This is a genomic window from Rhodoplanes elegans, assembly GCF_016653355.1.
GTDB classification, from domain to species: Bacteria; Pseudomonadota; Alphaproteobacteria; order Rhizobiales; family Xanthobacteraceae; genus Rhodoplanes; species Rhodoplanes elegans.
The window spans coordinates 20,880-42,090 of sequence record NZ_NHSK01000135.1; the positions used below are offsets into that span (position 1 = coordinate 20,880).

General features: G+C 69.6%; 17 protein-coding genes and 1 pseudogene. 10 read left to right on the forward strand and 8 right to left on the reverse strand.

Annotated features, from left to right (window positions below; all coding sequences use genetic code 11):
- Nucleotides 1-312: 312 nt before the first annotated feature.
- From CCR97_RS17090 to araD, 6 genes are all read left to right on the forward strand, one after another.
- The gene (locus tag CCR97_RS17090) at nucleotides 313-1,341 is read left to right on the forward strand and encodes a Bug family tripartite tricarboxylate transporter substrate binding protein (RefSeq protein ID WP_111355439.1); all 1,029 of its coding nucleotides are present in this window, start codon (nucleotides 313-315) and stop codon (nucleotides 1,339-1,341) included.
- A gap of 262 nt (nucleotides 1,342-1,603) precedes the next feature.
- A complete protein-coding gene (locus CCR97_RS17095) occupies nucleotides 1,604-2,665 on the forward strand; it encodes a zinc-dependent alcohol dehydrogenase family protein (protein ID WP_111355452.1) in 1,062 nt (353 codons plus the stop codon).
- 149 nt (nucleotides 2,666-2,814) lie between these two features.
- Nucleotides 2,815-3,606 (forward strand): HAD family hydrolase, encoded by a 792-nt coding sequence (locus CCR97_RS17100; protein WP_170145676.1) that lies wholly within the window; start codon nucleotides 2,815-2,817, stop codon nucleotides 3,604-3,606.
- 216 nt (nucleotides 3,607-3,822) lie between these two features.
- Nucleotides 3,823-4,857: a Bug family tripartite tricarboxylate transporter substrate binding protein gene (locus CCR97_RS17105; RefSeq protein ID WP_111355451.1), complete on the forward strand. Its 1,035-nt coding sequence runs from the start codon at nucleotides 3,823-3,825 to the stop codon at nucleotides 4,855-4,857.
- 383 nt (nucleotides 4,858-5,240) lie between these two features.
- Nucleotides 5,241-6,257, forward strand: coding sequence for a Bug family tripartite tricarboxylate transporter substrate binding protein (locus tag CCR97_RS17110; RefSeq protein ID WP_111355437.1), 1,017 nt, complete (start codon nucleotides 5,241-5,243; stop codon nucleotides 6,255-6,257).
- 258 nt (nucleotides 6,258-6,515) lie between these two features.
- Nucleotides 6,516-8,246 carry an L-arabinonate dehydratase gene (araD, locus tag CCR97_RS17115; protein WP_201159691.1) on the forward strand — a complete coding sequence of 577 codons (1,731 nt, stop codon included), beginning with the start codon at nucleotides 6,516-6,518 and terminating at the stop codon, nucleotides 8,244-8,246.
- A 269-nt stretch (nucleotides 8,247-8,515) separates the two neighbouring features.
- Here araD and CCR97_RS17120 read toward each other — a convergent pair whose 3' ends face one another.
- The 6 genes and pseudogenes from CCR97_RS17120 to CCR97_RS32545 form a co-directional block, all read right to left on the reverse strand.
- Nucleotides 8,516-9,496, reverse strand: coding sequence for a Bug family tripartite tricarboxylate transporter substrate binding protein (locus CCR97_RS17120; protein WP_111355450.1), 981 nt, complete (start codon nucleotides 9,494-9,496; stop codon nucleotides 8,516-8,518).
- Nucleotides 9,497-9,780: 284 nt separating this feature from the next.
- A complete protein-coding gene (locus CCR97_RS17125) occupies nucleotides 9,781-11,199 on the reverse strand; it encodes an MFS transporter (RefSeq protein WP_201159692.1) in 1,419 nt (472 codons plus the stop codon).
- Nucleotides 11,200-11,347: 148 nt separating this feature from the next.
- On the reverse strand, nucleotides 11,348-12,304 hold the full coding sequence (locus CCR97_RS17130) for a dihydrodipicolinate synthase family protein (protein WP_111355435.1): 957 nt from the start codon (nucleotides 12,302-12,304) through the stop codon (nucleotides 11,348-11,350).
- A gap of 107 nt (nucleotides 12,305-12,411) precedes the next feature.
- Nucleotides 12,412-13,275, reverse strand: coding sequence for an IclR family transcriptional regulator (locus tag CCR97_RS17135; protein ID WP_201159693.1), 864 nt, complete (start codon nucleotides 13,273-13,275; stop codon nucleotides 12,412-12,414).
- A 390-nt stretch (nucleotides 13,276-13,665) separates the two neighbouring features.
- Nucleotides 13,666-14,253: MFS transporter (locus tag CCR97_RS31375; protein WP_207199499.1), on the reverse strand; the 588-nt coding region annotated here is incomplete at its 5' end.
- 1 nt (nucleotide 14,254) lies between these two features.
- Nucleotides 14,255-14,857: pseudogene (locus CCR97_RS32545) on the reverse strand (MFS transporter); the annotation flags it as partial.
- A gap of 151 nt (nucleotides 14,858-15,008) precedes the next feature.
- On the opposite strand from CCR97_RS32545, the gene CCR97_RS17145 reads away from it, so the two are divergent.
- Nucleotides 15,009-15,926 carry an MBL fold metallo-hydrolase gene (locus CCR97_RS17145; RefSeq protein ID WP_201159695.1) on the forward strand — a complete coding sequence of 306 codons (918 nt, stop codon included), beginning with the start codon at nucleotides 15,009-15,011 and terminating at the stop codon, nucleotides 15,924-15,926.
- On the opposite strand, the gene CCR97_RS17150 is transcribed toward CCR97_RS17145, so the two are convergent.
- On the reverse strand, nucleotides 15,908-16,747 hold the full coding sequence (locus tag CCR97_RS17150) for a DUF1499 domain-containing protein (protein WP_111355433.1): 840 nt from the start codon (nucleotides 16,745-16,747) through the stop codon (nucleotides 15,908-15,910). The genes CCR97_RS17145 and CCR97_RS17150 overlap by 19 nt on opposite strands.
- Before the next feature lie 214 nt (nucleotides 16,748-16,961).
- Here CCR97_RS17150 and CCR97_RS17155 point away from each other — a divergent pair, with 214 nt between their 5' ends.
- Nucleotides 16,962-18,335, forward strand: coding sequence for an aminotransferase (locus tag CCR97_RS17155; RefSeq protein ID WP_111355432.1), 1,374 nt, complete (start codon nucleotides 16,962-16,964; stop codon nucleotides 18,333-18,335).
- Nucleotides 18,336-18,572: 237 nt separating this feature from the next.
- Here CCR97_RS17155 and CCR97_RS17160 read toward each other — a convergent pair whose 3' ends face one another.
- Nucleotides 18,573-19,241 carry a L,D-transpeptidase gene (locus CCR97_RS17160; protein ID WP_111360646.1) on the reverse strand — a complete coding sequence of 223 codons (669 nt, stop codon included), beginning with the start codon at nucleotides 19,239-19,241 and terminating at the stop codon, nucleotides 18,573-18,575.
- A gap of 442 nt (nucleotides 19,242-19,683) precedes the next feature.
- Between CCR97_RS17160 and CCR97_RS17165 the strand changes: the two genes are divergently transcribed.
- Nucleotides 19,684-19,890, forward strand: coding sequence for a hypothetical protein (locus tag CCR97_RS17165; RefSeq protein WP_170146114.1), 207 nt, complete (start codon nucleotides 19,684-19,686; stop codon nucleotides 19,888-19,890).
- A gap of 337 nt (nucleotides 19,891-20,227) precedes the next feature.
- Nucleotides 20,228-21,199: a magnesium transporter CorA family protein gene (locus tag CCR97_RS17170; RefSeq protein ID WP_111360117.1), complete on the forward strand. Its 972-nt coding sequence runs from the start codon at nucleotides 20,228-20,230 to the stop codon at nucleotides 21,197-21,199.
- The last annotated feature ends 12 nt before the right edge of the window (nucleotides 21,200-21,211 follow it).

Here is a 21,211-nt window from a genome sequence, read left to right on the forward strand (position 1 = left end):
TCCATCCGCCCGCGGCACCGGCGCAGCCATTTCGCCGCAGCGACGCGTTCGCCGATCGGATTTGCGCGATGCGACCTTTGTGGTTTAGTGGCGAGATCAGCGCGGTGTCCGGGCACGGACATCGCGGAGCGACAACGCGAGACACATCGCGGCGCAACAAAGCGATCGGCCCCGCCCTGCATTCACCGATCGCCGTCAGGAGGATTCGCGACGGCGCCGAACCGGCGCCCGCCGGACGAACAACAGCGGACCGTCGCTCCCGCGAGCGGCGCATGTCCCGCGACGTCATCAAAAAACCAGGGAGAAGACGCCATGACACTGCTCGACTTCAAGCCGCGTGCGCCGACCGCCCGCCGGGCGAAGGCCGTCACGACCACCATCGCGGCCGGCGCCGCCCTGCTGGCGATGGCTCTGCCCGGCGCCGCGCAGACCTCCGGCAGCGACGCCGCCGGCGCCTATCCGAGTCAGCTCGTCAAGATCATCGTACCGTTCGGCGCCGGCAGCATCACCGACAACCTCGCCCGCATCCTGGCCGACAAGCTCGGCGAGATGTGGAAGCAGCAGGTGATCGTCGAGAACCGGCCGGGCCTCACCGGCACCACGGCGGCGGCGAAGTCGCAGGCCGACGGCTACACGCTGATGCTCACCTCCAACGGCCACACGGTGGCCGGCACGGTGAACAAGAACATCCAGTTCGACCCGGTGAAGGACTTCGTCGGCGTCGGCAAGGTCGCCTCGGTGCCGCTCGTCGCCATCGTGCCGCCGGAGCTCGGGGTGAAGTCGCTGCCCGAGTTCCTCGCGATGGCGAAGGAGAAGCCCGGTAAGCTGAACTTCTCCTCGGCGGGCGTCGCCTCGACCTCGTTCCTCGGCTCCGAGCTGATGCGCCAGAGCGCCGGCGTCAACATCGTGCACGTGCCCTACAAGGGCGTGCCGGACGCCGTCACGGCGGTGGTGCGCAACGACGCGCAGCTCTACTTCGCGCCGATCCCCAACGCCCAGGAGCTCGCGACCGCCGGCAAGGTCCGGATGATCGCCATCAACTCCAACACCCGCAGCGCCAAGCTGCCCGACATCGCCACCGTCAAGGAGGCGGTGCCGAGCTACGATTACGATTCGTGGTTCGCCGTGATGGCGCCGGCCGGTACGCCGAAGGCGATCGTGGCCAAGGTGAACGCCGACATGGCCAAGGTGCTGCGGATGCCGGACGTGGTCGAGAAGCTCGACACGCTCGGCGCGGTGGCGTCGCCCGGCACGCCGGACGCGCTCGACAAGCAGCTCGCGCACGAGACCGAGTTCTACGCCAAGGTGATGCGCGAGGCCGGCCTCGGCGGCACGAACTGAGGCGGAGCCGTCGTTCTCCGACTCGTCATGCCCGGCCTTGTGCCGGGCATCCCCGTCCGCGGCATCATCGACTAGGACAGGCGTGGATGGCCGGGACAAGCCCGGCCATGACGGTGCGGGCGTCTCTTGGCTTGCGTCGGCCCCCCGTTGGTGGCACCTCCGGATGTGAAGACAGCCTCCGGAGGCGGCCATGCCGGGAGATGTCACGGGCGAGCCCAAGCGCGTAGAGATCGGGCGCGCAGAGATCTGGCGCGCCGAGACCATGCGGGCCATGGTGCTGGAGCGGCCGGGCACGCCGCTGGTGCTGCGCGAGCGGCCGGTGCCGCGGCCCGGGCCCGGCGAGGTCCTGCTGCGGGTCGCGGCCTGCGGGGTCTGCCGCACCGATCTCCACGTCGTTGACGGCGAGCTGACGCATCCGACGCTGCCGGTCGTTCCCGGCCACGAGATCGTCGGCCGGGTGCTCGCGGTCGGCGACGGAGTCGCGGGCTTCCACACGAGCCAGCGCATCGGCGTGCCGTGGCTCGGCGCCACCTGCGGCACCTGCCCGTATTGTCGCGACGGACGTGAGAATCTCTGCGACGCGCCGGGCTTCACCGGCTACACGCGCGACGGCGGCTACGCGACCCACGCGGTCGCCGATCATCGCTACTGCTTCGCGCTGCCGGATGGCACCGGCGGCGGCGCGCTCGACGACGCCCACATGGCGCCGCTCCTGTGCGCCGGGCTGATCGGCTGGCGCAGCTACAGGATGGCGCGCGAGGGGATGGCCGGCGAGGGGCGGGCGCTCGGCCTCTACGGCTTCGGCGCCGCCGCTCATATTCTCACGCAGGTCGCCGTGCAGCAGGGACATCGCGTCCTCGCCTTCACGCGCGCCGGCGACGATGCCTCGCAGGCTTTCGCCCGGACGCTCGGGGCCGAATGGGCCGGCGCCGCCGAGGCGACGCCACCGGTGCCGCTCGACGCCGCGATCATCTTCGCCCCGGTGGGAGCGCTGGTGCCGGCGGCCCTGCGGGCAGTGCGCAAGGGCGGCCGCGTCGTCTGCGCCGGCATCCACATGTCGGACATTCCGAGCTTCCCCTACGCGATCCTGTGGGAGGAGCGCCAGCTCGTCTCGGTCGCCAACCTGACCCGCGAGGATGCGCAGTCGTTCTTCGCGGCGCTGCCGTCGCTCGACCTCGAGACCGAGGTGACTCTCTATCCTCTGGCGCGAGCCAATGCGGCGCTCGCCGATCTGCGGGCCGGACGGCTGCAGGGCGCAGCGGTACTGCAATGTTCGTCAGCCGACGAAAAGTCGAACCAACTCAACGGCTCGTGTGTCGCCTAAGGGAAAATACTTCCGTCAGGCTGGAACCTCCCTCGGACCCGCTCGTTCTATGTCGGAGTGTCGCCGGATCGAACGTGCGGGGTTCCGCTCCTCGCATCACCAGTGAACTCATCATTCCAATCGGGGCGGGGGAGCGGACGAGGGACAGCATGGCTGTTGCGCGCAGGATTCGTCGACGCGGCTGGATGACGGCCGCCAACAAGACCAACCAGACCGTGGAGCCGAAGCGGCCGGCGGTGCGCCATCTGGCGGTGCGCTCGCGCGCCGGTGGCTCGCTCGCCGAGGCCAAGGCCTATGTGTTCATGGTGGAAGGCGCCGTGATCGACACGGTGCTGCCATCGACGAACTGCTGGCTACAGACGCTCACCGAGTTCGGCCACACGTTCCGCACCGCCGACCTGCATCGTTATCACGGCCTCGATCCCGACGCGCTGCTCGACGCGCTGCTGCCGGTGGTCGACGCGGAGACCAAGGAGTTCATCCTCGCGAAGTATCGCATGCGCTGGACCGGCGAGGTGATGCCGACGCTGCGTCCCTTCCCGGGCGTGCGCGAGCTGATCCTCGATCTCGCCTCGCGTGGGGCCGCGGTGGCGCTGGTCACCCACGCGTGCGGCGAGGAGCTGACGCAGATGCGGGCGCTGCTCGGGCTCGACGACTCCGTGACCATCGTGTCGGGCGACGACGTCCCGCGCGGCATGCCGCATGCCGACCGCATCGGCGCCGCGCTGGAGCGGCTCGGGGTGCGCCAGCCCGGCGACGCCCTCGTCGTCGGTGCGAGCCCGTGGGACGCCGAGGCGGCGCACGCGGCCCACACCCGGTCGGTCGGCGTGCTCTCCGGACTGTTCGCCCGCGCCGACCTGCTCGAGGCCGGTTGTCAGTCGGTGTTTCTCGACGCCAAGAGCCTCGCCGGCGCGCTCGCCGCCCCCGAGATCGCGGCCTGAAGGCCGCGCAGTACACATTCGTTTCGTCATATGGCTTGAAGCCGCCGCGACCGACCCGTCGCGGCGGCTTTTTTTATCGAGCCGACATCCTGCGACGAAGGTCGAGGCGGGACCGGGCCGCAACCGGCTTGCCGGCCGGCGGCCGGGGCGCATAAGCTCTCTCATCAAACAACACGAGCGCCCGGCCGCATGGACCGGAGCGCCGAGGGAGCGCCGATGACCAATCTCTTCACACGCCCGAACTCCGTTCCGTCGCGCGCCGCGCCGTCACGCGGACTGTCGCGCCGCGCCTGCGTGGTGCTGGCCGCCGTCGCCGCGACGACGCTCGGCCTCGCCGCCACGGCCGTCGCCGCCCTCGATTACCCGACCCGGCCGGTGCGCTGGATCGTCTCCTATCCGCCGGGCGGGGCGACCGACATCACGGCGCGCCTCGTCGGCCAGGCCGTGTCGGAGCGGCTCGGCCAGCAGGTCGTGATCGAGAACCGCGCCGGCGCCGGCAACAATATCGGCACCGAGATCGCCATCAACGCCGCGCCGGACGGCTACACGCTGTTCTTCGTCAACCCGGCCAACACCATCAACGCCACGCTCTACAAGAAGCTGTCGTTCGACTTCGTGCGCGACATCCAGGGCGTCGCCGGCATCATCCGGGTGCCCAACGTGATGGTGGTGACCCCGTCGGTGCCGGCCAAGACCGTGCAGGAGTTCATCGACTGGGTGAAGGCCAATCCCGGCAAGGTGAACCTCGCCTCCTCGGGCAACGGCACCTCGATCCACCTGTCCGGCGAGCTGTTCATGGCGATGACCGGCGCCAAGATGACTCACGTGCCGTATCGCGGCTCGGCGCCGGCCGTCACGGATCTGCTCGCCGGTCAGGTCCACGTGATGTTCGACAATCTTCCCTCGGCGATCGAGCACATCCGGGCCGGCCGGCTGCGGGCGCTGGCCGTGACGACGGCGGAGCGCTCGGCCATGCTGCCCGACGTGCCGACCGTCGCCGAGACCGTGAAGGGCTACGAGGCGAGCGGCATCTTCGGCATGGGCATCCAGAAGGCCGCCCCGAAGGAGATCGTCGACCGGCTCAACGCGGCGGTGAACGAGTCGCTCGACGATCCCAAGCTGAAGACGCGGCTCGTCGAGCTCGGCGGCATCGTGATGAAGACGACGCCGGCCGAGTTCCAGAAGACCATCGAGGACGAGACGGCGAAGTGGGGCAAGGCCGTCCAGTTCTCCGGCGCCTCGGTGGACTGACGCCGGCGGACGATCGACGGGGGTGTCATTCCGGGGCGTGAGCCGAAGGCTCGCGAACCCGGAATCCAGCGGAGGTCTCCGTAATGGCGGCTCGATTCCGGGTTCGCGGCTTCGCCGCGCCCCGGAATGACGGATCGATCAGATCCGCGCGTCGTGACAGAGCCGCAGCCGCTCAGTGTCGGTCGCGATCCCGCGGCACGCCGGCTGTCGGCGGTCGACGCAGTCCGACAATCCGCATCGCTTCGCTCACCTCGCATTCACGTTTCGACGAAGGTTCGGTTGTTCGTGACGGTCTTTGCCTCTTACGATTGATGCAACCAGAAGCCGAGCGAATCGGCCGGACCTGACAGGTGGCGGCGACGTGCCGCGATGGAGGAATGGAAATGCGGGTTTTCGGACAATTCGGCTCGCGCCTGGCGGCGGTCGCGGGGACCGCTGCGACGGTGGCGCTGGCACTGACGGCGAGCCTCGCGTTCGGCGGCACGGCGCTCGCCGACGACGCGGCGGACTATCCCAACCGGCCGGTGCGCATCGTGGTGGCGTATCCGCCCGGCGGCACCACCGACATCCTGGCCCGCATCGTCGGCCAGCACATGTCGGAGACGCTCGGCCAGCAGTTCATCGTCGAAAACAAGCCCGGCGCCGGCAACAATATCGGCACCGAGATGGTGGTGAACTCGGCGCCCGACGGCTACACGCTGCTGCTCGCCAACCCGGCCAACGGCATCAATGCGAGCCTCTACAAGAAGCTCTCCTTCAACTTCCTGCGCGACATCACCCCGGTCGCCGGCATCGTGCGGGTGCCGAACGTGATGGAGGTCAACCCGAGCTTCCCGGCCAAGACGGTCGCCGAGTTCATCGAATACGCCAAGGCCAATCCCGGCAAGGTGAACATGGCCTCCTCGGGCAACGGCACCTCGGTCCATCTGTCGGGCGAGATGTTGATGGCGATGACCGGCATCAAGATGACCCATGTGCCGTATCGCGGCGCCGGTCCCGCGCTCACCGACCTGATCGCCGGCACGGTCGACGTGATCTTCGACAACCTGCCGTCGTCGATCGCCCACATCCAGGCCGGCAAGCTGCGGGCGCTCGCCGTCACCACCGACACGCCTTCCGATCAGCTTCCGGGCGTGCCGACCGTCGCGGCGACCGTGCCGGGCTACGAGGCGAGCGCCTGGTTCGGCTTCGGCGCTCCGAAGGGCACGCCGCCGGCCGTCGTCGCCAAGCTCAACGCCGCCGTGAACAAGGCGCTGGCCGATCCCAAGGTGAAGGCGCGTCTCGTCGAGCTCGGCGGCGTCCCGCTCGTCGGCCCGCCCGAGGCGTTCGGCAAGGTGATGAAGGACGAGACCGAGAAGTGGGAGAAGGTGGTCAAGTTCTCCGGCGCCAGCGTGGATTGACCTCGCCGTGCACCCCGCGTGCCCCGGACAAGGCGCGTCAGGCCGCAGGCCTGATGCGCCGCAGATCCGGGGCCCGGAAGCGGATCGGGAGGCGCTTCGTCAGGTCGCCCCTGGGTCCCGGGTCACGACGCTTCGCGCCGCGCCCGGGACACGAGTCGGCCGCCGCTGCCGCAGGGCGGGGTCTCGTCGGATGCGGATTGCGCTCCACGCCGGCCGGGCTACGCTGACGAGCCCCCTTCGCAACCCGCCGGCCTTCCCGTGACATCTCACAAGAAAACTCCCGAGACGCTGCGCAGCCATCGCTGGTTCGGCGTCTCCGATCTGCGCTCCTTCGGCCACCGCTCGCGGCTGCGCCAGCTCGGCTACGATTCGGCCGACTGGGTGGGCAAGCCGGTGATCGGCATCGTCAACACCTGGAGCGACATCAATCCCTGCCACGGCCATCTGCGCGCGCGCGCCGAGGACGTGAAGCGCGGCGTGCTGCAGGCCGGCGGCCTGCCGATCGAGCTGCCGGCGATGTCGCTCGCCGAGCCGATCGTGAAGCCCTCGGCGATGCTCTATCGCAACTTCCTCGCGATGGAGACCGAGGAGCTCTTGCGCAGCCATCCGATCGACGGCGTCGTGCTGATGGGCGGCTGCGACAAGACCACGCCGGGCCTCCTGATGGGCGCGATCAGCATGGGCCTGCCTGCCATCTACGTGCCGGCCGGGCCGATGCTGCGCGGCCACTGGCGCGGCGAGACGCTCGGCTCCGGCTCGGACACCTGGAAGTACTGGGACGAGAAGCGCGCCGGCCGCATCGGCGAGGCGGAGTGGACCGAGATCGAGGGCGGCATCGCGCGCTCCTACGGCACCTGCATGGTGATGGGCACGGCCGCCACCATGATGGCGATCGCCGAGGCGCTCGGCTTCACGCTGCCCGGCGCGTCGTCGATTCCGGCCGTCGACGCCTCGCATTCCCGCATGGCCGCGGCCTCCGGCCGCCGCATCGTCGACATGGTGTGGGAGGATCAGACGCCCGCCCGCATCCTGTCCTCCGCGGCCTTCGACAACGCCATAAAGGTCCACATGGCGATGGGCGGCTCGACCAACGCCATCATCCATCTGGTCGCCATGGCGCGCCGCGCCGGGCTGACCATCGACATGGCGCGCTTCGACGCGATCTCCCGCGAGATCCCCGTGCTCGCCAATGTGCGTCCGTCCGGCCAGTGGCTGATGGAGGATTTTTATTACGCCGGCGGCCTGAAGGCACTGATGGGTGAGTTGCGCGAGGCGCTGGATCTCTCCTGCGTCGGCGTGTCGGGCGTGCCGCTCGGCGAGGCGCTGGCCGGCGCCCGCGTGCACCGGCCCGACATCATCCGCACGCTGGCCGATCCGGTGTCGCGGGCCGGCGCCACCGCGGTGCTGACCGGCAACCTCGCGCCGCGCGGCTGCGTGATGAAGCCGCCGGCCGCCGATCCGCGCCTGCTGAAGCATTGCGGCCCGGTGCTCGCCTTCGAGGACTTCAACGAGATGGCCGCGGCGATCGATCGGGACGACCTCGCGGTGACGCCGGATCACGTGCTGGTGCTGAAGAACGCCGGCCCCAAGGGCGGCCCCGGCATGCCGGAATGGGGCATGCTGCCGATCCCGAAGAAGCTCGTGCGCGCCGGCGTGCGCGACATGGTGCGGGTGTCGGACGGACGGATGAGCGGGACGAGCTACGGCGCCTGCATCCTCCACGTCTGCCCGGAGAGCTTTGTCGGCGGCCCGCTGGCGCTGGTGCAGACCGGCGACCGGCTGGAGATCGACGCCGACGGGCGGCGCATCCATCTGCATGTCGGCGAGGAGGAGCTCGCCCGCCGCCGCGCCGCCTGGACGCCGCCGCCGCCGCGTTTCGAGCGCGGCTGGGGCGCCATGTATTCGGCCCATGTCGGCCAGGCCGACGAGGGCTGCGACTTCGATTTTCTGACAGGCACGGCACCGACCGCCGAGCCGGAGATTCATTGAGGGCTTGTGGTCATGCCGGGGCGCTGCGCAGCAGCGAACCCGGCATCCAGCGACGAACTCCGAACGCTCGGCTGGATTCCGGGTTCGGCGCTGTGCGCCGCCCCGGAATGACCGAAGAGACCACGCCAGCCTTCAAAATCGAGAGCTCGTCATGCCCGCGCTCGTCGCGGGCATCCACGAACTTTACGCCTCGCAAAAGTAAGATCGTGGATGGCCGGGACGAGCCCGGCCATGACGAAGGACGCGAGTCGTCGTCGACAGGGCCGTTCTCACACCGGCTCGAAGTTGACCGACTTCAGAAGCTCGCTGTTGCGCTTCACGTCCTTCTCGATGAAGTCGGCGAACGACTCGGGCGTGCCGCTGACCGGCTCGATGCCGAACTCGGCGAGCTTGCCGGAGGCGGCGAGGTCCTTGATGGCGGCGTTGCAGGCGGCGTTGAGGGCCGTGACGGTCGCGGCTGGCATGCCTTTCGGTCCCCACACGCCGTACCAGGTCGCGTATTCGAGCCCCGGCATGCCGTTCTCGGCGGCGGTCGGGATCTCGGGGGCGAGGGCGGCCCGGGCCTTCGCCGTGACGGCGAGCGCCTTGACGTTGCCGCCGCGCGCCATCGGCAGCAGCGCCAGCACCGGGTCGATCATCAGCTGGACGTGGCCGGCGGCGACGTCGGTGAGCCCCGGCGCGGTGCCGCGATAGGGCGCGATCGTGAGGTTGAGGCCGGCGAGCTTGTTGAACAGAACCGTGGCGAGATGACCCGGCGCGCCGAGCGCGGCCGTCGCGAAGGTCCACTTGTCGGGCTGCTGCTTGGCGTCGGCCACCACCTCGGCGATGGTTTTGAACGGCAGGTTCGGCGCCATCACGAGCAGCATCGGCGCCTCGCCGACGCGGGCGATCGGCGTGAAGTCCGTCACCGGGTCGTAGGGCGGGCTCTTCATCACCTGCTTGGCCATGGTGTGGGTCATGGCCGAGAACAACAGCGTGGTGCCGTCCGGCTCCGCCGAGCGCACGGCCGAGCCGCCGATCGAGCCGTTCGCGCCGCCGCGGTTCTCCACCACGATCGTCAGGCCGTACTTCTCCTTCAGCTTCTCGGCGAGCAGGCGGGCGAACACGTCCACGCCGCCGCCGGCCGCGAACGGCACGACGAGGCGGATCGGGCGCTTGGGCAGCGCGTCGGTCTGCGCGAGAGCCGGCGCGAGGCCGAGCGTCCCCAGGGTCGCGGTGGTGGCGATCAGAAAGTCCCGGCGGTGGATCATGGTGCAGTCCTTCTTCTTGCTCGTGCGAAGGGCGGGCAAAGCGCCCGAGTGAACGGCGCCGCCACCGGATCGGCAGCGGCGTTGACGAGACGCGTTCGGCGCGCGAGGTGCGCGCCGCATTTCGAAAGCGTGGACGGAGCCCGAAGGCCGAAGACGTCGAGGTGGAAGTCGAAAGTGCGAGAACCAGTGGTCCGGATGGAAGAGCCCGGAAACGCCAAGACGGAAGTCGAAAACGAAGAGAGAATGGCCGGCCCGAAACCGCGGGCCGGCCGAGTTGCCCCAGGTCAGGGAGACAGTTCTTCCAGCACGCGGCCCTTGGTCTCGATGGCCATCAGGGTGGTGACCACCCCGCCGAGCACCGCGATCCCGGCGAACGCCGCGAACACGTAGGAGATTCCGTAGTCGGCCATCAGGAAGCCGACCATCAGCGGGCCGATCGACGAGCCCGCCCGCAGCCAGGCGCTGCCCATGCCGGTGCCGATCGCCCGCAGGCGGGTCGGATAGAGCTCGGCCGAGTAGAGGTAGAGCGAGAAGGCGATGGTCTGCAGGATCGCGTAGACGCAGGTCGCCAGCACGAGCACCTGCACGGCCGAGGTGCCGCCGAGGAACGACAGCAGCAGGAGCGGGATCGTCGCCAGGAAGAAGGCGGCGATGTACCAGGGCCGACGGCCGACCTTGTCGATCAGGAGCGCGCAGGCGATGGAGGCCATGACGCCGACCGCCGAGGTGGTCCAGCCGTAGGCGAGCGCGGTCTGCAGCGGCAGCTTGAACACGCTCTTGTAGAGGGTCGGAAGCCACGTGATCATGCCGTTGTTGATCATGTAGGCACAGACCCAGAGCGACCAGATGGTCAGGGTGCGCTTCAGGTAGATGCCCTTGAACAGCTCACGCCAGTCGGACTTCGCCGTCGCCTTCGGGTCGATCGGACGGACCACCGGCTCGGGCAGCACGCCGCCCCGCTTGGTGACGTCGTTCTCGAGCATCTTCACGACCTTTTCGGCCTCGGCGATGCGGCCCTTCGACGCGAGCCAGCGCGGCGATTCCGGCATCAGCCACCGCAGCGGGATGGTCAGCACCGAGGGGACCAGGCCGACGATGAACATCGCCTTCCAGCCGTAGATCGGCACCAGGAAGTAGCCCACCATGCCGGCGAACATCAGGCCGATCGGGAAGATCACCTCGTAGAGCAGGAAGAAGCGGCCGCGCTTCTTGGCGCCGATGAACTCGTTGATGTAGGCGCTGGCGACCGGAACCTCGGCGCCCGTGCCGATGCCCTGGAAGAAGCGGAACACCATCATCGACAGGCCGCTCCAGGCGAAGAGGCAGCCGATGTCCATGGCGACGAACAGGATGATGGTGAACATCAGGACGTGCAGGCGTCCGATCTTCTCGGCGAGCCAGCCGAAGAACACGGCGCCGAAGAGCTGTCCGATGTAGCCGGCCGAGATGATGAACCCGACCTCCGACGGCGTCAGCTTCCATTCGCCGACGAGCGCCGGCATGGCGAAGGCGATGGCGAGCACCGTGTAGGCGTCGAAGAAGGTGGCGATTCCGACGATGACGCGGATCAGCATCAGCCGCCGGGAGACGGGGAGACGCTCGATCCGGGCGACCAGCATCTGGATCGCTTCGGGGGAAACCGCGGGCGCGGCGGCCTTGGTGGCCGCGGCTTGTGCGGCGCCCGCGTAGGCTTGGACGGACATTGGAAACCCCTGTTGTCGCGACGGCGGCCCGCTCGGGGGTGCGAAGGGCACGAGCCTCCAGGTCCGGGCGGCCGCCAGGGCCGCCCGGGATGGTCGCGTTGCGGAAGAGAGCGCGGCGCCGCCGGTCGCCCGGCGACGCCCGGCGTCGTCAGGCCGCGATCGCGGCGGGCTGGTCGCTGACGAGACCGGCCGACTTCATCGCGTCGGCGATCTCGACGTCGGCACCGGCCGGCAGCGGCAGCAGCGGGGTGCGCACGGTCGCGTGGTCGAGGATGCCGCGCGTGACGAGGGCGTGCTTGAGCGCCACCGTGCCCTCCATGTGCGAGCCGCGGTGATAGACTGCCTTGGTCACCGGCAGCAGGCGATCGTGCAGGGCGCGCGCCTTCGCGTAGTCCTGCGCCTTGCCGGCCTCGATGAGGGCGATCAGCAGCTCCGGCGCGATGTTGCCGTAGCCGACCAGCGCGCCGTCGACGTCGAACATCGTGTGCAGCAGATACTCGTCGTGGCAGGTGAGCACCTGCAGGTCCGGATGGGCCTTGCGGATCACCGGGATCTCGGTGTCCCAGCGGCGCATGTTGCGCACGCCGTTCTTCATCGCGAAGACGCCCGGCTGCGCGGCGATCTCCATCAGGGTGTCGAGATTGTAGGTCGCCTTGGTGGCGTCCGGATACTGAAACAGGATCAGCGGCAGGCCGGACTCCTCGTAGACGGCCTTGTAGCGGTCCTGCGGGGCGCCCTTCTGATAGCCGAAGCGCAGCCAGCCGTGCGACGGATAGAGCAGGCCGGCCTTGGCGCCCGCCTTCACGGCGCGCTTCGCCTCGGCGGCGGCGACGCCGGTGCCTTCCAGCGTGATGCCGGCGATCACCGGGACGCGGCCGTCGGTCGACGCGACGAAGCTCTCGATCACCGAGGCCTGCTCGTCGGCGGTGAGGAACGTGCCCTCGCCGGCGTGGCCGAGAACGACGAGGCCCTTCACGCCCTTGAAGCTGCCGAGCCAGGAGCCGAGGCGCTTGATGGCGGCGTGATCGATGGCGCCGTCACGGGTGAACGGGGTCACGGGGGCGGGCACGAGACCCCTGAGATCGAGCTTGTTCTTGGTCGACATGTGGTTCTCCTTTTTGAAGGGGCAGGTGGTTTTAGAAGGGGTGGTTGGTGACGCGGGACGCGGGGGGCGACGCCGGCGCCGGCCGGCGACGTCGTTTCGGGTTCGGCTCAGAGGCCGGGGACCGAACTGGTGCTGCCCACCGCCTCCTGGGCGCGGGCGATGTGGTGCGCGGTCGCGAGCATCGGCTCGAGAGCGCGCGCCTTGAGGTCTTCGTCGGAGGACTGCGACCACGGGGCGACGACGCTGATGGCACCGGTCGCCCAGCCGTCGGCGCCGATCACCGGCACGGCGAGCAGGCGGAGATCCGGGGTGATGACCGACTTCTCGAGCACGTAGCCGTCGCGCCGCAGGGCGGCGAGCAGCGGGTCGAGGGTGGCCCGGTCGGGCGTCTTCAGGGTCGGGCTCGGATGCCGCGGCGGCGTCGCGAGCACGCGCTCGAGCCGGTTCTCCGGCAGGAAGGCGAGGATGGCGCGGCCGATCGAGGTGACGGCGGCGGGGATCGTCGTGCCGATGCGGATGTCGACGCCGAGCCGCGTGAAGCCGGCCCGCACCCGCTCGATATAGAGGACGTCGCCGCCTTCCAGCACGGCGAAGCTCGCCGCCTCGCTCACCTCGTCGACCAGCGTCTGCAGCAGCGGCCGCACGATGTCGCGCAGGTCCTTGTGGGCGATGGCGTTGAAGCCGAGGTCGAGCACCTTGAGGGAGAGGCGGAAGCGCCGGCTCTCCGGAATGCGCACGACGTAGCCGGCCGCCACCAGGGTGTTGAGCATCCGGAAGGTCGTGCCGGCGTCGAGCCCGGACGCCGCGGCGATCTCGCTCAGCGTCATCTCGTCGATGCCCGGCTTGAACGCCTCCAGCACGCGCAGGCCCTTGGCCAGCGACTGGACGGAGCTTTTTCCCTCTTTCGGATCGAGGCGCCGAATCCCGATCGACGCGGAGGTCATCGTCGCGGTGCCGTTCGGAAGGGGCATGGCCGTTTCCCTCTTGACACTTTCGGATTGCGAAATTATTTTCGCCTCGTTGAGCAGAAAGTATGACCGGTCGCCGATTGTGTCAACGGCGGACCAGCACCTTTGCGTCGGCATCCGCAATCGTACGGAAGGCGGTATGTTTTTCGTAATCCGAAAGAATCTCGGTTGGCGCGACACGCCGACACGCGATCTCAGGGGCGAAGCTCCCGATCCGTCACCCTGAGGTGCCCGCGCATCGCGCGGGCCTCGAAGGGCGACGGCATCGATCTCGGGCTTGCTCGATATCGGCACCATCGAAGCCCAAGTCGGCAACGCCGACTTGGGTGGCCGCATCCTTCGAGGCTCGCCTGCGGCGAGCGCCTCAGGATGACGGGGCGAGGTCCGTTGACGTCAGCCGCCGCGCGGACGGCGCAGCAGCGGCAGCAGGGCCATCACGAGGACGTTCGACGCGAGCATCAGCACGAAGGCGGCGTCGTAGCCGCCGAGCCGGTCGAACGTGACGGCGCCCACATAGGCGCCGAGCCCGCCGGCGATGTGATGCACCATCGTGATCAGGCCGGTCAGCCCGCCGAGATGGCGGCTGCCGAAGTGCTGATTGACGAACACCACGGTGAGCGGCGCCGTCACCAGGAAGGTCGCGCCGAACACCAGCGCGAAGACCGCGACCGACACGGGGGACTGGTCGATCAGGATCAGAGCAAACACCGCGAGTCGCGCGACGAATGACGCGGTCGCCGGCCACAACGGCCCGGCGCGGTCGCTCCAGGCGCCCGCCGCCATCACGCCGATCAGTGCCGTGAGCCCCATTACGGCGAGCAGATTGCCGGCCAGATACGCGTCGAGCCCGCGGTCCTGCGCCAGCGCGACGACATGCGTGGAGACGAAGAAGTCGTCGAGGCCGCAGATCGCGTAGACGCCGAGCAGCGCCCAGAACGCGCGCGTGCGCGCCGCCTGCCGGATCGACAGGCCGGTCGCGGCNCGTGTGCGCCTCGCCGCGCGCCGCGCCGCCGCCGCGGATCGCGCCGAGCAGCAGCGGCAGCAGGATCAGATGCGCGGCGCCGAGCCAGACGAACACCGATCGCCAGCCGATCGCCACCAGCACGGCGGCGAGCACGGCGATCATCACGAGCTGGCCGAGGCTCATGCCGGCCGTCACGGCGGCGTTGGCGAGCCCGGCGCGGGCCGGGAAGGCGCGCGTCACCATCACGCTGACCGGGATCAGCGAGGCGGCGCCGTTGCCGGCCGCGAACACGACGCCGTACAGCACCAGCGCGTGCCAGGGCGCGGCGACGAGGCTCATCGCGCCGATGCCGATCCCCGCGACCAGCAGCCCGCCGGCGAGCACCAGGCGCGGGCTCGCCCGGTCCGACATCCGGCCGGCCAGGAACATGCAGACGGCCGACACGACCTGGAACAGCGCCACCGCGAGCCCGAGCTCGGACCGCCCCCAGCCGAGATCGTCGACCACCGACTTGAGCGTCAGCCCGATCGCGAAGCGCGCGCCCCCGCCGACGAACAGCACCGCGAAGCCGGCGACCAGCACCAGCGCCGCACCGGCGGGGAGGGGACTTTTCGGGGGCATGCGGTCACGATCACCAGAGGGGAACGACACACGACATCCTGCCAGAGCCGGACGGCGTTTTCCCAGCCTCGTGGGGGCCGAAATGCCCCTTGGCTTCCGCCGGCCGACCGCTTACCTCCTGCGGCGCCACCTTCCAGAAAAGCAGCCCCCGATGAGCAGCAACGAGATCGTCTTCGACAAGAGCTTCGCCCTGCCGCCCGGCCAGGTGGAGGAGGTGGCGCCGGGGGTGCGGCGGCTCTTGTGCGACAATCCGAGCCCGTTCACCTGGAAAGGGACGGTGAGCTACATCCTCGGCCGCGGCAACGTCGCGATCGTCGATCCTGGGCCGGACGATCCGCGCCACGTCGCGGCACTGCTCGATGCCGTGCGGGGCGAGACCGTCACCCACATCCTGATCACCCACACGCACCGCGACCACTCGCCGGCCGCCGCGGCCGTGAAGGCCGTCACCGGCGCGCCGACCTTCGCCGAGGGGCCGCATCGGCCGTCGCGGCCGATCAATGTCGGCGAGGCGCCGCGGCTCGACGCCAGCGCCGACACCGACTTTTCGCCCGACCATGTGCTGGCCGACGGCGACACGATCACGGCGGGCGGCTTCACGGTCGAGACCGTGACGACGCCCGGCCACACCGCGAACCACGTCGCCTTCGCGCTGCGCGGCACCGGGATCCTGCTCTCCGGCGATCACGTGATGGCGTGGGCGACCTCGGTGGTGGCGCCGCCCGACGGCGCGATGAGCGACTACATGGAGTCGCTCAGAAAGCTCGCGCGGCGCGACGAGGCGCTCTACCTCCCCGGCCACGGCGGCGCGGTGCGCGACGCCCAGAACTTCGTCGTCCAGTACATCCGCCATCGCGAGGGGCGCGAGGCGTCGATCCTCGGCCGGCTGCGGAAGGGCGCGGCCGATATCCCGACACTGGTGCGGGCGATCTATATCGGGCTCGACCCGCGCCTCGTCGGCGCCGCCGGCCTGTCGGTGCTGGCGCATCTGGAGGACATGGCGGCGCGCGGCGTCGTCGCGACCGAGGGCGCGCCCTCGGTGACCGGCACCTATCGCCTCGCCGACTGACCGCCCTTGGCGGGGGCGGCCGGCTTCGGCGGCGCCCGCTCCGGCTTCACCACGCTGGTCAGGTCGTCGATGTCCTCCAGCAGGCTGCGGATGCGCGAGGCGTTGTCGCCGAAGTCGATGCGCCCGTAGCGCGAGGCCGAGCGCATGTCGATTCGGCTGCCCGGCCCGACGGCGCGGATGCGGATCGCCACGTCCTCGCGGAACGCCATGATCGGGGTCAGCGCCACGGCCTCGATGAAGCCGTCGCGGCGACCGGCCTGCGGGCTGCGGGCGTTGACGACGCGCCACTTCCGCTTGGTCACCAGCGCCATCGTCGCCTCGTAGGCGGCCTCCGGCGGGACATTGACCATCAGCGGCTCGATGTCGGGCCAGGCGGCGCGCTGCTGCTCGGCCGTGTAGAGCCCGGCATAGAGCACCGGATTCGCCTGCCGGGTGCGCAGCCGTGCGATCGCCTCGAAGCGCGGCGGGTCGAGCGCGTCGGTGGTGATGTCGGCGATCATCGGCAGCTTGCTCGCCTTGTATCCCAGGTAGGACGGGTAGGCGATCAGCGCGGCGCCGAGGAACACGGCCGTCACGGCATGGCCGAAGCCGCGCGCCCCCGACTGCCAGATCACCCCGAAGGCGACGAAGGCGACGAGAATCCCGAGCACGGCCAGCACCAGGCCGGCGCCGAGCGTGACCAGCACGGGCAGCGTGTCGAGCAGGCCGGCGCGGGCGATGACGATCGCCAGCAGCACCACGGCGAGCGAGAACAGGACGAGCCGCCGCGCCCAGACGGCGAAGCGGGACAGCGGTTCCTCGGGCAGCCGGCGGCGCGCCATCGTTCAGCCTTTCCGGGCGCGCATGCGTCGGCCCGCCGGCCGCATCGATAGAGCGAAGCGTTGCGGCTGGCAACGTCCGGCCGGCCCGGACGCCGGGCCACGCCCCGACCCGAGTCGCGGGTTTCCGCGGCGCGGGCCCCCGCGCGCGCCGGCGCCGGTCCTGCTAGAGTGCCGCACCGCGTCCTGTTTTGCCTGCCTCGTGAAAGTTTCAGCCATGACCGTATTCGGAAACCAAGCCGTCCGCGACATCGAGACCGTTCTGCACCCCTACACGAACCTCGCCGCCCACCGCGACACCGGCCCCTTGATGCTGGAGCGCGGGCAGGGCGTGTTCGTCTACGACACGAGCGGCAAGGACTACATCGAGGGCATGGCGGGCTTGTGGTGCCTGTCGCTCGGCCACGGCAACGAGGAGCTGATCGAGGCCGCCGCGTCGCAGATGCGCAAGCTCTCCTTCGCGCATCTGTTCAACGGCAAGAGCCACGACCCGGCGATCGAGCTCGCCGAGACGCTGAAGGGCCTGATGCCGGTGCCGACCTCCAAGGTGTTCTTCTGCAACTCGGGCTCCGAGGCGAACGACACCCAGGTCAAGCTGGTGCGCTACATGAACAACGCGCTCGGCCGGCCGGAGAAGAAGAAGATCATCGCCCGCGACAAGGCCTATCACGGCGTCACGGTGGCGTCGGCCTCGCTCACCGGCCTGGCCGCGAATCACGCCGATTTCGACCTGCCGATCCCCGGCATCCTGCGCACCGCCTGCCCGCATTACTACCGGGGCGCGCAGCCGGGCGAGAGCGAGGACGATTTCGCGACCCGGCTCGCGGCCGAGCTCGAGGCGCTGATCGAGGCCGAGGGGCCCGAGACGGTCGCCGCCTTCATCGCCGAGCCGGTGATGGGGGCGGGCGGCGTCGTGGTGCCGCCGGCGAGCTACTTTCCGAAGATCCAGGCGGTCTGCGACAAGTACGAGCTGTACGTCATCTCCGACGAGGTGATCTGCGGCTTCGGCCGGACGGGCAAGATGTTCGGCTGCGAGACGCTCGGCTTCCGGCCCGATTCGATTTCGGTCGCCAAGGCGCTGTCCTCCGCCTACGTGCCGATCGCCGCCGTGACGATCCCCGAGACCATGTACGAGGCGATGCTGATCGAGAGCCGCAAGATCGGCACCTTCGGCCACGGCCTCACCTATTCGGGGCATCCGGTCGCCGCCGCGGTCGCGCTGAAGACCCTCGAGATCTACGCGCGGGAGAAGATCGTCCAGAAGGTCGCGGCCAAGGCGCCGCAGTTCCTCGGCCATCTGACGCGGCTCGCCGATCACCCGCTGGTCGGCAACACGCGAGGCGTCGGGCTCGTCGGCGGCATCGAGCTGGTCGCCGACAAGGCGACCAAGCAGGGCTTCGAGCCGAAGCAGGGCGTCGCGGCGGCTTGCGTGCGCTTCGCCGAGGAGGAGGGCCTGATCGTCCGGGCGCTCGCCAACGATACGATCTCGGTCTGCCCGCCCATGATCATCACGGCCGAGGAGATCGACGAGCTGTTCCGCCGCCTCGACCGGGCACTCGCCCGCACCCAGGATTGGCTGCGGAAGGGGTGAGCGGCACCACCCGCCTTGGTCGTCCCGGGGCGCTGCGAAGCAGCGAGCCCGGGACCCATATTCCCTGTGCGTCGTGAGCCACTTACACCGGGGATATGGGTTCCAGGCTCGTGGGCCTTCGGCCCGCCCCCCGGAACGACGGGCCGGAGCGCATAAAAAAAGTCCCGCGTCTCCGAAAGACGCGGGACTTTGGGTCGCGCCGTGAGCCCCCCAGCCCGGCGCGCAGTGATCGGTCGATCAGTTGTTGCCGAGGCCGGCGACCTTCGCCCCGCTCATCGGCGAGGGCTGGCCGGTGCCGGGCGCCAGCACGACGACCGTCGTGCCCGTCTTCACCCGGCTGTAGAGGTCGATGACGTCCTCGTTGGTCAGCCGGATGCAGCCGGACGAGATCGCCGTGCCGATGTACTCCGGCTGGTTGGTGCCGTGGATGCGGTACAGCGTGTCCTTGCCGTTCGCATAGAGATAGAGCGCGCGGGCGCCGAGCGGATTCTCCGGGCCGCCCGCGACATGGGCCGGCAGGCCCTCGATGCGCTTGTGGATGTCCGGGGTCGGCGTCCAGCCGGGCCACTCGGCCATGTTGCCGACCTTGGCGATGCCGGAGAAGGCGAGCGCCTCCTCACCGACCGTCACGCCGTATCGGATCGCCTTCTTGTTCGGCAGCACGAGATAGAGGAAGCGCGCGTCGGAATCGACCACGATGGTGCCGGGCGCCTCGTTGCGGTGATAGTCGACGATGTGCCGCTGATAGGGCGCCGGGATCGACGCCTTCTGATACGGCGCCCGTGCGAGAAGCTCGCGGTCACGCGGCTTCAGGGTCGCTTCCGGCGCCGGCTCCGGCGTCGCTGCCGTCACGCACGCGCCGAGAGACAGCCCCGCAAGGACAACCAAGATCGCCTTCGGAATCATCGCCGGCCCCATCCCGTTCCTGTATTTCGGTCGACTCATGGTGTAACGAAATCCGCCCGGCCGTTCCAGGCTGCGGCGCACCGGCGTGGCAAGAACGCCCGTGGCTGTGGCGGTTTTGCCGCACATTCCCGGAACTTGGCGAAAATACGGCGAGTTCTCGGGACTTTGCCGGACGCTTGGCATGATTTCGGAAGCTGCCAGCATTCCGGGATTATCATGCCGGTCTCTTCACGGCTCCTTTAACATGGCGGTGCTCAACTCGGGCCGACGACTCGTCGCACGGCGGGCATCCGGCCCGTTGCAGGACGGGCCTTCGGCCCGTCCATCGGCACCGAATGGCCGCGCTCTCGGACGGTTTTCCACCCAAATCCGCCGAGGTCGGTCGCCATTTCCGGGGCGCCCCGGCCGAGGCCGCCGGGTGAAGCCCCTCGAGGAGTTCGACATGACGAAGACTGCCCAAGGACCGGCTGCTGCAGCCCAGGCCGCCGGCGCCATCGCCGACGCCGCCCACGACCAGCATTTCGCCCGCATCGGCATCGGCGCCGTCGCGGCGGCGGTGAACTGCCAGCATCTCCCGGAGCCGGCCAAGCTCGTCCACACCGCCGAGGACGACGAGTGCTGGGGCTGCGACCACGACTTCGCGGCCTAACGGCCCGAACCCCACCGACCGCGACGATCCGGCGCCGGGCCGCGTGCCCGGGCCGGTAACCTCCGCCGCGCCGCCCCGGCGCGGCACATCTCCGGCGCCGCCTCCGCGCGCTCCGGCCGAGCCGGTGCCGCGTCGGCGTCGGACGCCGCCTGCGCCTCCAGTCTTTCGCTCTCCACCACCCGCGCGCGCTCGCGTCTGGATGACGCGCGCGTCTCCGCGCCCGTCGGCGGTGCGGCCGCTCCGCGGGATCGCCCGCAAGGGGCTTGCGAAATTCGCCGAATGGGTCTCGATTAGGCCGAACCGCTTCGGCGGAGTTCCGAGTCACCGCCGAGGCCCGATGCTCGTCGTCAAGCTTCCCACCGGCACGACGCTCGAGGGGCGTGTCATCGCGCCCGACGAGGAGATTCCCGACTCGGCCGTGTGGATCGACCTCGTCTCGCCGGTGCCGCCCGAGGACAAGATGGTCGAGCGCGCTGTCGGGGTCTATGTCCCGACCCGCGAGGAGATGCAGGAGATCGAGCCGACCAGCCGGCTCTATGTCGAGAACGGCGCCCGCTACATGACGGCGACGCTGATGTGCCGCTCGGACTCCGACAGCCCGACCACCACGGCCGTCACCTTCATCCTGGCCGGCCACCGCCTCATCACGGTGCGTTACGACGAGCCGAAGCCGTTCAGCCTGGTCGCCAACAAGCTCGCCCGCCAGTGTGCGGCCACGATCTCGGGCGAGATCGTGCTGATGGAGCTCCTCGACGCCATCATCGACCGCTCCGCCGACATTCTCGAGCGGATCGGCACCGAGGTCGACGCGGTGTCGCGCACCATCTTCCTGCCGGAGCGGCCGGGCGGACGCATCCGCAGCCAGGACATCCTGCGCGAGATCGGCCGCACCGGCGACCTCACCTCCAAGGCGCGCGAGTGCCTGGTCTCGATCGGCCGGCTGGTGCTCTATCTCGCCAACGAGGCGGACGGGCTGCGCTGGGCCAAGGATCAGCGCGCGACCCTCAAGGGCATGCAGCGCGACGTCCAGTCGTTGTCGGACCACGCCACGTATCTGGCCAACAAGATCACGTTCCTGCTCGACGCGATGGTGGGTGTCGTCACCATCGAGCAGAACAACATCATCAAGATCTTCTCGGTCGCCGCCGTGGTGCTGATGCCGCCGACGCTCGTCGCGTCGATCTACGGCATGAACTTCAAGCATATGCCGGAGCTCGACTTCCCCTACGGCTATCCGATGGCGCTGGTCCTGATGGTGGTCGCGGCGGTCGTGCCCTACGTGTTTTTCAAGCTGAAGAAATGGCTGTGACGCGAGCTTCCA